The 13,660-nt window shown below is 70.4% G+C and carries 12 protein-coding genes and 1 pseudogene; 6 read left to right on the forward strand and 7 right to left on the reverse strand.

Translation table 11 applies throughout. The annotated features are described in order from the left end of the window. Nucleotides 1-6: 6 nt before the first annotated feature. Nucleotides 7-552, reverse strand: coding sequence for a nucleotide exchange factor GrpE (locus tag IF11_RS0101280; protein WP_030349478.1), 546 nt, complete (start codon nt 550-552; stop codon nt 7-9). Nucleotides 553-561: 9 nt separating this feature from the next. Continuing rightward, complete coding sequence (gene dnaK / locus IF11_RS0101285) at nt 562-2,451, reverse strand: molecular chaperone DnaK (protein WP_030349479.1); 1,890 nt, start codon at nt 2,449-2,451, stop codon at nt 562-564. A gap of 234 nt (nt 2,452-2,685) precedes the next feature. Here dnaK and IF11_RS0101290 point away from each other — a divergent pair, with 234 nt between their 5' ends. Then, nucleotides 2,686-4,407 (forward strand): PucR family transcriptional regulator, encoded by a 1,722-nt coding sequence (locus tag IF11_RS0101290; protein ID WP_030349480.1) that lies wholly within the window; start codon nt 2,686-2,688, stop codon nt 4,405-4,407. A 116-nt stretch (nt 4,408-4,523) separates the two neighbouring features. Here IF11_RS0101290 and IF11_RS43075 read toward each other — a convergent pair whose 3' ends face one another. Then, nucleotides 4,524-4,601 (reverse strand): 50S ribosomal protein bL37, encoded by a 78-nt coding sequence (locus IF11_RS43075; protein WP_372486533.1) that lies wholly within the window; start codon nt 4,599-4,601, stop codon nt 4,524-4,526. Between the two features lie 204 nt (nt 4,602-4,805). On the opposite strand from IF11_RS43075, the gene IF11_RS0101295 reads away from it, so the two are divergent. The 4 genes from IF11_RS0101295 to IF11_RS0101310 all read left to right on the forward strand — a co-directional run bounded on the left by IF11_RS0101295 (nt 4,806) and on the right by IF11_RS0101310 (nt 8,306). Beyond that, nucleotides 4,806-5,207: a DUF6221 family protein gene (locus tag IF11_RS0101295; RefSeq protein WP_030349481.1), complete on the forward strand. Its 402-nt coding sequence runs from the start codon at nt 4,806-4,808 to the stop codon at nt 5,205-5,207. A 76-nt stretch (nt 5,208-5,283) separates the two neighbouring features. Next, entirely contained in the window at nt 5,284-6,690 is a 1,407-nt protein-coding gene (gene lpdA / locus IF11_RS0101300; protein ID WP_030349482.1) for a dihydrolipoyl dehydrogenase, read from the forward strand. A gap of 198 nt (nt 6,691-6,888) precedes the next feature. Further along, nucleotides 6,889-7,491 (forward strand): hypothetical protein, encoded by a 603-nt coding sequence (locus IF11_RS0101305; RefSeq protein ID WP_030349483.1) that lies wholly within the window; start codon nt 6,889-6,891, stop codon nt 7,489-7,491. An 11-nt stretch (nt 7,492-7,502) separates the two neighbouring features. Next, the gene (locus IF11_RS0101310) at nt 7,503-8,306 is read left to right on the forward strand and encodes a fibronectin type III domain-containing protein (protein WP_030349484.1); all 804 of its coding nucleotides are present in this window, start codon (nt 7,503-7,505) and stop codon (nt 8,304-8,306) included. Between the two features lie 87 nt (nt 8,307-8,393). On the opposite strand, the gene IF11_RS0101315 is transcribed toward IF11_RS0101310, so the two are convergent. The 4 genes from IF11_RS0101315 to IF11_RS0101330 all read right to left on the reverse strand — a co-directional run bounded on the left by IF11_RS0101315 (nt 8,394) and on the right by IF11_RS0101330 (nt 13,063). Continuing rightward, on the reverse strand, nt 8,394-9,446 hold the full coding sequence (locus tag IF11_RS0101315) for a LacI family DNA-binding transcriptional regulator (protein ID WP_030349485.1): 1,053 nt from the start codon (nt 9,444-9,446) through the stop codon (nt 8,394-8,396). An 87-nt stretch (nt 9,447-9,533) separates the two neighbouring features. Next, nucleotides 9,534-10,109, reverse strand: coding sequence for a DUF305 domain-containing protein (locus IF11_RS0101320; protein ID WP_037726689.1), 576 nt, complete (start codon nt 10,107-10,109; stop codon nt 9,534-9,536). Nucleotides 10,110-10,180: 71 nt separating this feature from the next. Further along, nucleotides 10,181-11,107, reverse strand: a complete 927-nt coding sequence (locus tag IF11_RS0101325) for a DUF1996 domain-containing protein (protein WP_051745285.1) — start codon at nt 11,105-11,107, stop codon at nt 10,181-10,183. Between the two features lie 87 nt (nt 11,108-11,194). Further along, the gene (locus IF11_RS0101330; protein ID WP_030349488.1) at nt 11,195-13,063 is read right to left on the reverse strand and encodes a discoidin domain-containing protein; all 1,869 of its coding nucleotides are present in this window, start codon (nt 13,061-13,063) and stop codon (nt 11,195-11,197) included. Nucleotides 13,064-13,444: 381 nt separating this feature from the next. On the opposite strand from IF11_RS0101330, the pseudogene IF11_RS0101335 reads away from it, so the two are divergent. After that, a pseudogene (locus IF11_RS0101335) lies at nt 13,445-13,660 on the forward strand (coagulation factor 5/8 type domain-containing protein); the annotation flags it as partial.

Here is a 13,660-nt window from a genome sequence, read left to right on the forward strand (position 1 = left end):
GCGCCGTCACTCCCGTCGCCGACTGACCGCCACGGCCATCGGGCGCAGCTGGCGGCCGTCGTCTCCGTATCCGGGACGCAGGACCTCCACGACGGTCCCCGGCTCGGTGTCCGGATCGTCGACGACCCGGACCACCTCGTGCCTGTTCGGGTCGAACGGCACACCGCTCTCCTCCTGGCGCGGGTAGCCGAGCCGGGCCAGGACATCCACGGCCTGGTCCCGTACGGCCTCGACGCCCTGAACGATCGAGGTGGGATCCGCGCGGGCGTGGGTCAGGGCCAGTTCGAGATGGTCGAGTACGGGAAGCCATTCGGCGGCGGTACGGGCGCGCTCGGCCTCCCGTACCCCCTCCAGCTCCCGGGCATGGCGCTTGCGCAGATTGTCGAGATCGGCGAGCGCGCGCCGCCAGGCGTCCTGCGCCTCGGCCAAGTCCTTCTGGATGTCGTCCGGTTGACCGGCCCGATCGCCGGTCCTGGCCTCCTCCCGCGGAGGCGCGGTGTCCGCTTCGTCCGGCGGCGGTACGGGTTCCGGCTCTTCCGGCTCGGTGGCCATGGCGTGACCTCAGTTCCGGTCGAAGTCGGCGTCCACGACGTCGTCATCGCCTCCGGTGCCGCTCGCCGGGGGCGGGCCTCCGGGCTCCGACGGGCCGGCGGGACCGGTCGGCCGGGCGGCCAGCGCCTGGTAGACCTGCTGGAGTTCGGAGGTCAGCGACCTGACCCGGTCCAGCGTCTCCTCGCCCTTGACCGCCTGACGGGCGTCGGAGACGAGCAGTTGGGCCCTGGCCCGCTCGTGCTCGGGCGCGTTGTCGCCCAGCTCACCCAGCCTGCGTTCCACCTGGTAGGCGATGGCGTCCAGCTCGTTGCGGGCGTCCACGGCCTGCCGCAGTGCCTGATCCTCGCCGCGGTTGCGCTCCGCCTCGGCGATCATGCGCTCCACCTCGGACCGTTCGAGGTTGGAGCCTTCGCTGAGGGTGATGCCCTGCTCCTTGCCGGTGTCCTTGTCGCGTGCGGTCACATGCAGGATGCCGTTGGCGTCGATGTCGAAAGTGACCTCGACCTGCGGTTCCCCGCGCGGCGCCGGGCGGATGTCGGTGAGCTGGAAGCGGCCCAGGACCCGGTTGTCGGCCGCGCGCTCGCGCTCGCCCTGGAGGACGACGACATCGACGGCGGGCTGGTTGTCCGCGGCCGTGGAGAAGGTCTCGGTGCGGCGCACCGGGATCGTGGTGTTCCGCTCGACGATCCTCGTCATCACACCGCCGCGTGTCTCCACACCCAGCGAGAGCGGGGTGACATCCAGCAGCAGTACGTCCTTGACCTCGCCCTTGAGCACCCCGGCCTGCACGGCGGCGCCCAGCGCCACCACCTCGTCCGGGTTGACGCTCATATTGGGGTCCTTGCCACCGGTCAGCCGCCGGACCAGCGCCTGCACGGCGGGCATCCGGGTCGAGCCGCCGACCAGGATGACCTCGTCGATATCGCTGTCGGTCACCTTCGCGTCGGACAGCGCCTGCTGGACGGGGCCCAGACAGCGGTCCACCAGATCGGCGGTGATCTGCTCGAAGGTGGAGCGCATGACGGATTCCGTCAGATGCTTGGGGCCGGTGGCGTCGGCGGTGATGAACGGCAGGCTGACCTGGGTCTGGGTCACCGAGCTCAGCTCGGTCTTGGCCTTCTCCGCCGCCTCGAAGAGCCGTTGCAGCGCCTGGGTGTCCTCGCGCAGGTCGATCCCGTTCTCCCGCTGGAACGTGTCCGCGAGATGGTCGACCAGCCGGCGGTCGAAGTCGTCGCCGCCGAGGTGCGTGTCGCCCGCGGTGGAACGTACCTCCACCACACCGTCACCGACGTCCAGGATGGACACGTCGAAGGTGCCGCCGCCGAGGTCGAAGACGAGCACCGTCTCGTGCTCCTTCTTGTCCATGCCGTACGCCAGGGCCGCCGCGGTCGGCTCGTTGATGATGCGCAGCACTTCGAGGCCCGCGATCCGCCCGGCGTCCTTGGTCGCGGTGCGCTGGGCGTCGTTGAAGTACGCCGGTACGGTGATGACGGCCTCCGTGACCCGCTCGCCCAGCGACTTCGAGGCGTCCTCGGCGAGCTTGCGAATCACGAGCGCGCTGATCTCCTCCGGCGCGTACTGCTTGCCGCGGATGTCGAACCGCGCGACACCGTTCTCGCCCGGTACGACGTCGTACGTCACCGCCTTGATCTCGTCGGCGACCTCGTCGAAGTGCCGGCCGATGAACCGCTTGGCGGAGTAGATGGTGCCCTTGGGGTTGAGGATCGCCTGCCGGCGGGCCAGCTGGCCCACGAGCCGTTCGCCGGAGTCGGTGAAGCCGACGACGGAGGGGGTGGTGCGGGAGCCCTCGGCGTTGGGGAGGACCGTCGCTTCACCGCCCTCCCACACGGCGATCACCGAATTGGTGGTGCCCAGGTCGATACCGACTGCCTTGGCCATGAGGTGCTCCCTTACGTCCACTGCCTTCGTTCGCTGCCCTCGGGGCAGGGTCCCGTCCCTTCCAGCCTGACGAGGTAGCCGTGCCGATTCCTGCTCCTGAGAGGTCGAAATCCAGGCGGTGACTGCACCTGCCGGTACAGGCGTGCCACCGGGCGGACCGGATGCGCGGCCCCGGTCGCTCGGTAAAGTTGTCCTTGGGGACGACTCTCTTCGGGAAGGTGCCGGACCAGGGAGATGAGCACGGCCGCCGGAAGCACCGGAGCACCGGAACCCCCGGGCAGCCGGTCCTCCCGCCTCCACCGTCTGACGGCGCTGTCGGGCGCCCTGTCCGACGGCCGTGACGAGCGCGAGGTGCTGCGGCTGGCCGCCTCCTGTGTCGCGCGGCTCGGACCGTGGCGTACCGAGGCCGGATATCTGCCCGCCGACGGACGGCTGGTCCGCTGCCCGCTGGACTCCCCCGCCTCCGCCGCCATGAGCCGGGCGCTCGACAGCCAGGTCGACGGACTCGGCGGCCAGGACGGCGCCGTCCGGGTCCCCGGCCGGGAGTGGTCATGGGCGTTCGCCCTCCAGGGGCCCGGCGGACGAGCCGGAAGCACCGCGACCGGATATCTGGTCGTGAGCGCCGGGCGGCGACCGGGCGACGACGACATCGCGCTGCTCGGGCTGCTGGCACGGCAGACAGGCGCGGCCGTGACGGGCACCGCGGCCCGTCGCCGGGAGCGGGAGTACGCCGCCGAGCTGAGCCGGGCCCGGCAGGACGGGATCGCCGCCCGCGCGCGGCTCGCCGCCGTGGAGTCCGAATTGACCTACCGGCGGTCGGTGCACGACGCGCTGAGCGGTGCCACGGCCACGGGGGACACCGAGGCGGGGATCGCGTGGACGGTCCACCGGCTGACCGGCTTCTCCGCCGTCGTGGAGGACCAGTTCGGCAATCTGCGGGCCTGGGCCGGCCCCGGCTGCCCCGACCCGTATCCGAAGCCCGACCCGGGACGCCAGGAGCAGCTGATCCTCGACGCGATCCGGGACCCGCGCCCAGTGTATGTCGGCCACCGGCTCACGGCCGTCGCCCGTCATCGCGGCGAGATCCTCGGCACCGTCTCCCTGGTCGATCCCGAGGGGGCCGCGGGGGAGCGGGAGGAGTTCGCGCTCGACCACGCCTGCGACGCGCTGGCCCTGGAGATGGCGCATCTGCGCAGCCTGGCCGAGATGGAGCTGCGGCTGCGCCGCGAGCTGGTCGACGATCTGATCACCGGTACGGACGACGAGAGCGCCTTCGCGCGCGCCGCGGCCGTCGGCCACGATCTGCACGGCGCACAGCATCTGGTCGCGGTGGGGTGGATGGGGCTGACCGCCGACGACGGGTTCGTCCAGGCGGTGGCCGGTGCGGCGGCCGGCCTGGGGCTCCGGTCGCTGGTGGCCAGGCGCTCGGGCCGGGCGGTCCTGGTGGTCCAGGGCCGCCCCAAGGGCGAGGAGCTGTATCTGGCGGTCTCCCAGGAACTGGGCTCGCGTGCGGGAGCGATCGGGATCGGCAGCCGCTGCGACTCCCCGGCCGAGATCCCGCGCTCGTACCAGGAGGCGCTGCGCGCCCTGGAGGTACGGCAGCGCTCGCGCGTACCTCATGGCGCGACCTCGTTCGACGATCTGGGCCTGTACCGGATCATCGGTACGGGCGACGACTACCGGGAGATCGAGGGGTACGTCCGCGAGTGGCTCGGCCCGCTCCTCGACTACGACGCGGCCCACCGCGGCGAGCTGGTCCGTACCCTCTCGCAGTACTTCGAGGCGGGCGGAAACTACGACGGCGCGGCCTCCGCCCTCGGCATTCACCGCAGCACGCTGCGCTACCGGCTCCAGCGCCTGCGCGAGATCGGGGGGCACGACCTGGGCGATGTCGAGACCCGCCTCAATCTGCATGTGGCGACCCGGGTCTGGAAGGTCCTGGGCGGCGAGGCCTGACCCGCCTGACTCCTGCCCCTGACCCGCCCTCCGCTCCGCGGCGAGTTCCCATCGGGCCCGCGCGGCTCGTGCCGCGGGGGCCACTGGGGGGTAGTCCGTACGGAGGAGTCTTCCGCTCAGGACTGGGGGCGTCGGCCGTGGTTGGCGCCGTTCTTCCGACGCGCCTTCTTCTTGCGGCGCCGCTTCGATGACATGACGTCTCCTCTCGTGAGTGGTGATCGTGGCCGGATATGCACCGTTCTACCGTGTTTTCATCCGGCGGCCACGGAGCGCTTACCCCACGCTCGCGATCCTCATGCGCCGCGCCGTTTGTACGGCATCCTCTGCTGGACGGTAGAACGTGCCCGGGACGGAGGCCTTCCTCTCCCGTGCCCGTGACGGTAAAGGACCAAGAGCTGATGACTGACGACAACGCGGACCTGCTGGCGTTCGTGCGGGCGCGCCTCGACGAGGAGGCCGGACGCGCGCAGGAGGCCGGCGGGGAGCGCTGGCGGTGTCCGCCCGAGATGCCGGGCGAGATCCACGACCGTACCGGCGGGATCGCGTTCACGGTGCGCACGCGCGGCTACGACGAGCACATCGCCCACCAGAACCCGGAGTACACCCTCCGGCGCATCGAGACGAGCCGGGTCCTCCTCGACGAGTACGCGGAGGTGTCCCACCTGGACACCGACCGTCCCGCGGGCGACTTCCCGTCCGGCCGCGCCGTCGGGCTGGGGTTCGTCGTCCGGCAGATGGCGGCGGAGCACGCGGCCCACCCCGGCTACCGGGCGAAGTGGCTGCCCCGATTCGTCCGGTAGCCCGTGTCGTGTGAGGGGCAGCACGCTTGCCCCGAGATGTACTCGGGTGAGGCCTTCGGTGCCTATGGTGTGGATCATGAGTACACACTTTGATGTCGTGGTCCTCGGCGCGGGACCGGGCGGATACACCGCAGCGGTCCGCGCGACGCAACTCGGCCTGCGGACGGCAGTCGTCGAGGCGAAGTACTGGGGCGGTGTCTGTCTGAACGTGGGGTGCATCCCCTCGAAGGCGCTGTTGCGCAACGCCGAACTCGCGCACATCTTCACCCAGGAGGCGAAGACCTTCGGAATCCGGGTGGAGGGCCGGGTCAGCTTCGACTACACGGAGGCGTTCAAGCGCAGTCGTAAGGTCGCCGACGGCCGGGTGGCCGGTGTGCACTATCTGATGAAGAAGAACGACATCGCCGAGTACGACGGCCGCGGCATGTTCCTCGACGACCGCACCCTCCAGGTGGCGCTGTCGGAGGGCGGCACGGAGAACCTGACGTTCGACCACTGCGTCGTCGCGACGGGAACCACGACCCGGCTGCTGCCGGGGACCTCCCTGAGCGAGCGGGTCGTCACCTACGAGGAGCAGATCCTCTCCGACACGCTGCCGGAGAGCATCGTCATCGCCGGGGCGGGCGCGGTCGGCGTCGAGTTCGCGTACGTGCTGCACAACTACGGCGTGAAGGTCACGATCGTCGAATTCCTCGACCGGCTGGTGCCGTTGGAGGACGCCGAGATCTCCAAGGAGCTCGCCAAGCGCTACCGGCGTCTGGGCATCGAGGTGCTGACCTCCACCCGCGTCGAGGCGATCGACGACAGCGATCCGTCGGCGAAGGTACGGGTCACCGTCTCGCGGGACGGGCAGCGGCAGGTGCTGGAGACCGACAAGGTCCTCCAGGCGATCGGCTTCGCGCCGCGGATCGCCGGCTACGGCCTGGAGAACACCGGCGTCCGGCTCACCGAGCGCGGAGCGATCGACGTGGACGGACGCGGCCGTACCAGCGTGCCGCACATCTTCGCGATCGGGGATGTCACGGCGAAGCTGATGCTGGCCCACGCCGCGGAGTCCATGGGGGTGATCGCGGCCGAGACGATCGCCGGTGCGGAGACCATGGAGCTGGACTTCGTGATGATCCCGCGCGCCACCTACTGCCAGCCGCAGATCGCCAGTTTCGGCTGGACCGAGGAGCAGGCCCGCGAGCTGGGCCATGACGTGAAGGTGGTGAAGTTCCCCTTCACTGCGAACGGCAAGGCCCATGGCCTGGGCGACCCGGTCGGTTTCGTGAAGCTGATCAGCGACGGCCGGTACGGCGAGCTGCTCGGCGCGCATCTGATCGGCCCCGAGGTCACCGAGCTGCTGCCGGAGCTGACGCTCGCCCAGCAGTGGGATCTGACGGTCCATGAGGTGGCGCGCAATGTACACGCCCATCCGACGCTGGGCGAGGCGGTCAAGGAGGCTGTCCACGGTCTGGCCGGACACATGATCAACTTCTGACCCCCACCGGCGGGTGCGTGGAACGACCGGACGCGTTCCGCATCGCCAACAGCCTCCTTCCGGAGGGCTCTTGACGGGCGGTTGGTCCAGTCCTATCTTCCACCCAACCATTCAAAATCAGAGCCAGCGTTCATGTATGTGAAATGCGCAGAGGAAACGCGCGCTCTGATCGCGTCCCCCCAGAGAGGGAAGTGAGACATGTTCACACGTCTTCGGACGTTCACGGTTCTCGCCGCAGTGGGTGCTTCCTCATTCCTCGCCGTCCCGCAGGCCTCCGCCGAGGTGGAGCCCGGCGGGTGGACCTCCGTCTCGCCCACCTTCACGGTCCAGGAGCGGGGGTGCGGTCAGGTCGACGGTCTGACGTTCACGCTCACCTGCTCCACCGCGAGCGGCGACCAGCGCGCCGAACGCCGCTACGCCACCTACACCGGTGGCACCCGGCAGTTCGAGGGCTACTTCCGCATCAGCAGCCTGAGCGGTACGCGCATCAGCCTCAAGCAGACGTTCAACGAGTCCGCGGCCGGCCCCTACTTCATGCTGGCCGCCGAACGCGGCGGTCGGCTGTACGCGGTCCACGGCGGCGACACGCTCTCGAACGCAGGCACCGTCGGCGCGACGGTCCGCGTCAACACCGTGCACCAGGTCGGAACCTCGCACCGTACCTACATCAACGGGTCGCTCAAGCACACCTACGACAGCCCCGGCGGCAGCTTCTACGACAAGTTCGGCGCCTACCGCACCAGCAGCGGCAACGGACCGGCCACGGTGGTCTGGAGCGACGTCCGCTTCTGGCGCAAGTAGCGGACCGGTCCGTGCGCCCGGAGATCCGAGCGGCGGTGCCGGCCGTCGTGCTCGCGCTGGCGGCAGCGGCGTGTTCCACGCAGCCGCCGGCCGAGCGCCCCGCCCGGGGACCCGTCACCTCCCCGGGCGGGGCCGCCGCCCCGGAAGAGCCGCCGACCGGCGACGGAGCGGTCGCCACGCTCCGCGCGGTCCTCACCACACCCACCGATATCGATCTCAGCTGGCGGGGCGGCGACCCCGGCGCCTCCGGCCATGTGCTGGAGTTCGCGACGGACGAGGCGGGCCCGTACACCGTCCTCCAGTATCTGCCTCCCGGCGTGACGACCTACCGTCACCCCGACCTGATGCCGCGCACGACCTTCTTCTACCGCCTCCGGACCTTTGACGGCCCGGCATCGGCGCCGGTCGACGTCGCCCTGCCGCCGGGCGAACTGACCACGGAGGACCAGGAGTCCGACCACGACTGGCTGGCTCCGCGCAGCGATCCCGGACGGTCCACGACCGGTCGTTCCGTCCGGGACGGCGGACCCGCCGCACCCTCCGGGCTCAAGGCCGAGGTCAAGCATGCGAACGGCATTCACTTCACCTGGACCGATCACGCCTCGGACGAAGAGGGCTTCCTGCTGGAGGCACGCACCCGCGGCGGTTCCGCTTACGCGCCGGTCGCCGTCCTCGACCCCGACATCAACTCCTGCGGTCTGATCACGCTTCCCACCGAGAAACGGGCCTCGTACCGGGTACGCGCCTTCACCTACGGCGCGCGGTCGAACGTCCCCCGGCTGACAACCGGAGAGCCGGCGGCCGATCAGCGTTGAAGTCCGGTGCTGGACTCACGGGGAGAGGACCTGGCGCTCATGCGGGGCGTTGTGCCGTCCGGGTCCTGATCCGCCCGCACCCGCCGCTCAGGCGGACGCCCTGACCACGAGCTCGGGCGTGAACAGCTCCGACCGTACGGCCTGGCCCGGCCGGGCGATCCGGCGCAGCAGCAGCTGGGCCGTCGCGGAGGCCATCTCCTCGACCGGCTGCCGTACGGTGGTCAGCGGCGGATCGCAGGACTGGGCGGCATGGCTGTCGTCGAAGCCCACCACCGCCACGTCCCGTGGGACGTCCCTGCCCGCGCGCTGGAGGACCGGCAGCGCGCCGAGGGCCATGAGGTCGGACGCCACGAACAGCCCGTCCAGATCCGGCCGCCGCGCGAGCAGCTCCCGTACGGCCGAGGCGCCTCCTGTGTGGGTGAAGTCGCCCTCCGCCCACGGGACATCGTGAATGCCGTGCTCCGCCAGGGCCGCGCGGAAACCCTCCAGACGCTCCCGTGCCGCGGGCATGTCCTGCGGTCCGGCCACCGAGCCGATCCTGGTCCGGCCCAGGGACACCAGATGGCCGGCGGCCAGCCGGGCTCCCTCGCGCTGGTCGGCCTCCACGAACGCGAGCGAGGAGTCGCGCTGAGGACGCCCCGACAGGACGGCGGGCAGCCGGGTGTCGGCGAGCAGCTGCGGCAGCGGGTCGTCCACATGCGACGAGATCAGCACCACCCCGTCCACATGCCCTTGACGCAGATACGAGAGGGTCTGGAGGCGGGAGGCCTCGTCGTCCACCAGCATCAGGACGAGATGGACGCCGGCGGGCCGCAGCACATCGACCAGCCCGCTGACGACGCGCCCGAAGTGCGGGTCGGTGAACACCCGGCCGAGGAAGGGGGCGGCGGCGTGGCGCTTCTCCTGCTCGGAGACCACGAGCGCCACCGAACCCGTCCGTCGGGTCACGAGGGAGCGGGCGGCGCGGTTGGGCACGTAGCCCGTGGCGGCCACGGCGTTCTCCACGGCGTTCCGGAGCGTCCGGTCCACCGTGGGTGTCTCGTTGATGACGCGGGACACCGTGGCCCGTGACACCCCGGCGACGCGGGCCACGTCCTCCAGGGTCACCGGGCGGGAAGGGGGCGGGGAGTCGGCATCCATGGAGTCTTTTATATCCGCGCCCTCCCCGTCGGCACACCGGCGGCCTGGCGATACGGTGCGGGCGCCGCCGTACCGTAGGGTCACCGGTCACTCGTCCAGCGAGGACAGCGTCTTGAGCTGCTCGGCGCGTACGTCGGCGATGCGCGCGGCGAGCCGCTTCGCCTCCTGGCCGCCGCCCGCTTGGGACTCGGAGCGGGAGACGCGCCCCGACTGTTCGAGATGCGCGCGGATCTCCTGGCGTACGAAGCCGTCGAAGTCCGCGCCCGTGAGCCGGCGGGCGCGGTCGAGATCCGCGTCCGTGACCATGCCCGGCATGTCATGGCCCTCGTGCACATTGGTGTCCGGCAGGCCCATACGGTCGAGCAGCCGCCGGAGTTGGGCCAGCTCCGCACGGTGTTCCGTCGCGAGGGCGGCGGCCCACGATGCCAGCGGCGGTGGCGACTCGCGGGCGGAGGCCAGCGCGAGAAGCTGTCCGGCCTGCTCGTTCATCGGCGTCATCAGCTGGATCCACCCGGAGTCGGTGGCGGTGAACGGCGCGGTGGACGAGGGGGCGGGGCTGGAGGACCTGTCGGCGCCGGCCGGCGGATCGGACGGTGTGGAGCAGCCGCTCAGGACGAGGAACAGGAGCAGGGCCGGCAGGGGCGTGGCGAGGCATCGCTTCATGGTGGGGTTCCCATGGACGGCCCGCCCGGGAGACCCCGGGCGGGCGTGTGGTGGATGGGACTGACGGAGAGTCAGGGACGTCCGTCCGCACCGCACTTGATGATGGGGTTGATGCAGTCGCGGACGCGGCGCTCCATCTCGGCGGCGGGCCAGACGTTGAAGAAGTCGCCGTGCATGGTGTACCCGGGCCCCGAAGCCAGCCGGAACCGCGCGGGATCGCCGTTGACGGGATACCGCAGCACCTGCCGGAGCTTGGGTACGGGGACGGGGTGCGTGGAGGGGCAGGCGCCCGCCACCGGATAGGACATATGGCTCTTGTGGTCCGCCGAGTCGAGGTCCCTGCCGTTCCAGCACTGCGGGAAGTCGAGATAGGACTCCAGCATCGAACCGGCCGGGCAGTTCACGAAGTCGGTGGAGGACCCGACCTCGCCGTGGTGCAGACACGACCAGCGGGAGATGGTGTTGTCGTTGGGGCCGGTGGCCTTGGCGTTGCCGGCCACGATGCGCAGGCCCCGGGGCATCGGCTGGATCTGCGCGATGATGTCGTCGCGTACGCCTTCACCGAGGTAGTAGAAGGTCGTTCCGGTCGGCTCGACCGCGGTGTCGCCGTTGTACAGGGTCGGCACCCAGTAGGACGAGAGGTCGATGGCGGGACTGCAGTTGCTGGACGCCCGTTCCAGACTGGTCAGGTCCGAGTGGGCGTTCGTGGAGGTGTTACCGAAGAAACTGTGCATGTGGGACGCGCCGGGAAGGCCCGGGAACACGATGGGGTCGTCGGTGGCCCGGTGGCTGTAGGGGCACTCCGCGAGGAACTCGGCGACGCGCACCACCTCTTCGGCCTGGGCGGGCGCGGCCTGCGCGCGCTCTCCCGGGTAGCTGAAGCCGGCGATGAGCAGGGCGGCCACGGACGCCGCGGCGAGTCCTAACAGCCGGCGCCAACGGGGAGGGGAGGGCTCGGTGGGGGGAGCGAGGATCCTTCTCACAGGGGTCCAATCCATGGGTTGCGGTGTGGTGTTGGGCAGGACAGGTGCGACGGGCGGACATCGCGGGATGTGGGGGAACGGGGCGGGCGGTGGCCGTCCGTATCAGCCCTTCTGCTCGACCCTCACCCAGTCGATCTCGGCCTGGATGCCGCCCTGGGCGATACGGTCGACGCTGGACTGCGGCAGCCCCCAGTAGGGCGTGGTGACCTTGTTCCAGCCGGCCGGATAGGCGCCGCCGAGAGCGAGGTTGAGGATCACGTACTGGTTGTGGTCGAAGACCCACTGGCCGCGCGTGGACTCCAGCTTGTTGCGGGTCGTCTCCTGGACGATCCGGTCGTCCACGGAGAACCGCATGGTGGTGGGCGTCCACTCGACCGCGTACGTGTGCCACTGGTCCGCGCTTCCCCCGCCGGGGTAGTACTGCTGCGCGCCGATGTTCCCGTCGGCGGAGTAGCCCGGCCCGTGCAGGGCGCTGCTGGTCCAGTTGCCGTAGCCGATGTTCTCCATGATGTCCGTCTCGCCCGAGGCGGGCCAGGACACGGCCGGGTCGTCGACATTGCTGCCGAGCAGCCAGAAGGCGGGCCAGTAGCCGTCGCCCACCGGGAGCTTCAGCCGGGCGCTGACCTTGCCGTAGGTGAAGTCGAACTTGGTGTTGGTGTCGATACGCCCCGAGGTGAAGTCGTACGTACCGCCGCCCGCCTGGGTGCAGCCCTTGCAGTACTTCGGGGTCAGGATCAGACTGCCGTTCGCGGTACGGATGTTGTCGGGGGAGTCGACATACGCCTGGGCCTCACCGTTGACCGAGCCCATCTCCTGGCCGGTTCTGACGACCCGCCACTTCGAGCGGTCGAGCGAGGCTCCCGTGAAGTCGTCGAAGAACGTCGTACGGTACGTGCCTCCCTGCTCCCCGGGGAGCGCGGGGTAGGCGGCCGCCGCGCTGCCGCCGGTGCCCCACACCTGGAACTCGTAGAGCGAGTAACCGAATTGGGCCGTGGCGGGCGCCGGGTTGTAGAAGGAGCGCCGCTCCTTGCCGAGCATACGTACGTAGCGCCCGGTGGCGGGCGTGGAGAGCGTGACGGTGTCATGGCGTCCGGTCGCCTCGGCCGGGGACTTGATGTCGGCGCGCCGCGCGGCGACCTCGGCGGCGGACGGGCGGTGGACGGTGCGCCAGGTCCTGTTGTCGTCGGAGACCTGGATCTCGAAGTCGACGGCGTACGCGGCTTCCCAGTACAGGTCCACGCTGTTGATGGTGGAGGACGCGCCGAGGTCGACGGAGACCCAGCGGTCGGCGTTCCAGTCGCTCGACCACCGCGTCTGATCGCCCTTGAGGCCGGCGGGCCAGCCGCCGTCGGTGACGAACGCCGGTGAGTTCCCCGCGTGCTGGTAGAGGTTGGTGTAGGCCGGGTGGTGGAGCGCGAGATTGGCGCGGGTGGTGGAGGCGGGGGCCGGGGTGCCGCCGTAGATCTTGAAGGAGTACAGCGAGTAGCCGTAGGGCGTGGCGCGTTCGACGCCGCGCAGGCGTACGTACCGTCCCCTGACCTCCTGTGGGTAGGTGTGCGCGGTGACGGTCCCGCCGGTGCCCGCGTCCTCGGTGTAGAAGGGCCGCCAGCTGGTGCCGTCGCCCGACACCTCCAGCACATACTTCTTGCCGTAGGCGGCCTCCCAGTCGAGGGTGACGCGGTCGATACGGAGGGTCTGGCCCAGGTCGACCCGGATCCAGGCGTCGTCGACGGCGTTGCTCGACCAGCGGGTCGCCCCGTTGCCGTCGAAGGCGGCGGCGGGTCCCAGGTCGGCGTTCTCACTGCCGGACGCGGTGGCGGCGGCCGGGTTCGCGCTCTGGGCCGCCGCCGCGAGATCACTGTCCCAGGCGGCGGCCGCGGCCCGGGGCGCACCGGTCGCGCTCGGAGCCGTCGCCGCCGTCAGCGCGGCGACGACGGCAACTGCGGAGGCGAAGAGAAGTCGTGGGCGCATGGCTCTCCTTCGAGAGGGTGGGGGAGCTCGGACACAGCCCGTACGGAGGGGCGGGGCTGGGGAGACCACAGCGAGAGAGCGCTCTCGTGGAACGTAGAAGCAGTCCCAGGAGGTGTCAAGGCATCTGCGGCACGTGGATTCCTGTCCAATGGAATCGACACTTCGTGAATACAACCCCGCACGCCGGGAAGTGCGCTCGATCAGGCTGGATAGTTCCTCATATCCCCTTATCACAGGGCTGATTGGGCGGCCGAGTAGTGTCGCCGCGTTGCGAAACCGGTCGTCTCTCTTGACGCGCTGTTCACATGCCGTGAACATGCCTGAGTGAGAGAGCGCTCCCTACCACCCCCACCGTTCATACTTTGAACAAGGAGAGCCGCCATGCCCACTCCCCCCACACGCCGTACGGTTCTCGGCGCCATGGCAGCGGCCGCGTCCGCTCCGAGCATGCTCGCCCTGTCCTCGCCCGCCTCCGCGCGTACCGCCGCCGCGGCCCTGCCGGGCGGTGGTGATCTCGGGCCGAATGTGGTGGTCTTCGATCCGTCGACGCCCAATATCCAGGGCAGGCTGGACGAGATCTTCCGTCAGCAGGAGTCG

This window comes from Streptomyces scopuliridis RB72, assembly GCF_000718095.1.
GTDB lineage: Bacteria > Actinomycetota > Actinomycetes > Streptomycetales > Streptomycetaceae > Streptomyces > Streptomyces scopuliridis.

Bases quoted from the DNA above. Each gene is read 5' to 3' on its own strand.
- IF11_RS0101330 (WP_030349488.1), bottom strand. From the start codon at position 13,063: ATGCGCCCACGACTTCTCTTCGCCTCCGCAGTTGCCGTCGTCGCCGCG.
- IF11_RS0101315 (WP_030349485.1), bottom strand. From the start codon at position 9,446: ATGGATGCCGACTCCCCGCCCCCTTCCCGCCCGGTGACCCTGGAGGAC.
- IF11_RS0101280 (WP_030349478.1), bottom strand. From the start codon at position 552: ATGGCCACCGAGCCGGAAGAGCCGGAACCCGTACCGCCGCCGGACGAA.
- IF11_RS0101325 (WP_051745285.1), bottom strand. From the start codon at position 11,107: ATGGATTGGACCCCTGTGAGAAGGATCCTCGCTCCCCCCACCGAGCCC.
- dnaK (WP_030349479.1), bottom strand. From the start codon at position 2,451: ATGGCCAAGGCAGTCGGTATCGACCTGGGCACCACCAATTCGGTGATC.
- IF11_RS0101295 (WP_030349481.1), top strand. From the start codon at position 4,806: ATGACTGACGACAACGCGGACCTGCTGGCGTTCGTGCGGGCGCGCCTC.
- IF11_RS0101305 (WP_030349483.1), top strand. From the start codon at position 6,889: ATGTTCACACGTCTTCGGACGTTCACGGTTCTCGCCGCAGTGGGTGCT.
- lpdA (WP_030349482.1), top strand. From the start codon at position 5,284: ATGAGTACACACTTTGATGTCGTGGTCCTCGGCGCGGGACCGGGCGGA.
- IF11_RS0101320 (WP_037726689.1), bottom strand. From the start codon at position 10,109: ATGAAGCGATGCCTCGCCACGCCCCTGCCGGCCCTGCTCCTGTTCCTC.
- IF11_RS0101290 (WP_030349480.1), top strand. From the start codon at position 2,686: ATGAGCACGGCCGCCGGAAGCACCGGAGCACCGGAACCCCCGGGCAGC.
- IF11_RS43075 (WP_372486533.1), bottom strand. From the start codon at position 4,601: ATGTCATCGAAGCGGCGCCGCAAGAAGAAGGCGCGTCGGAAGAACGGC.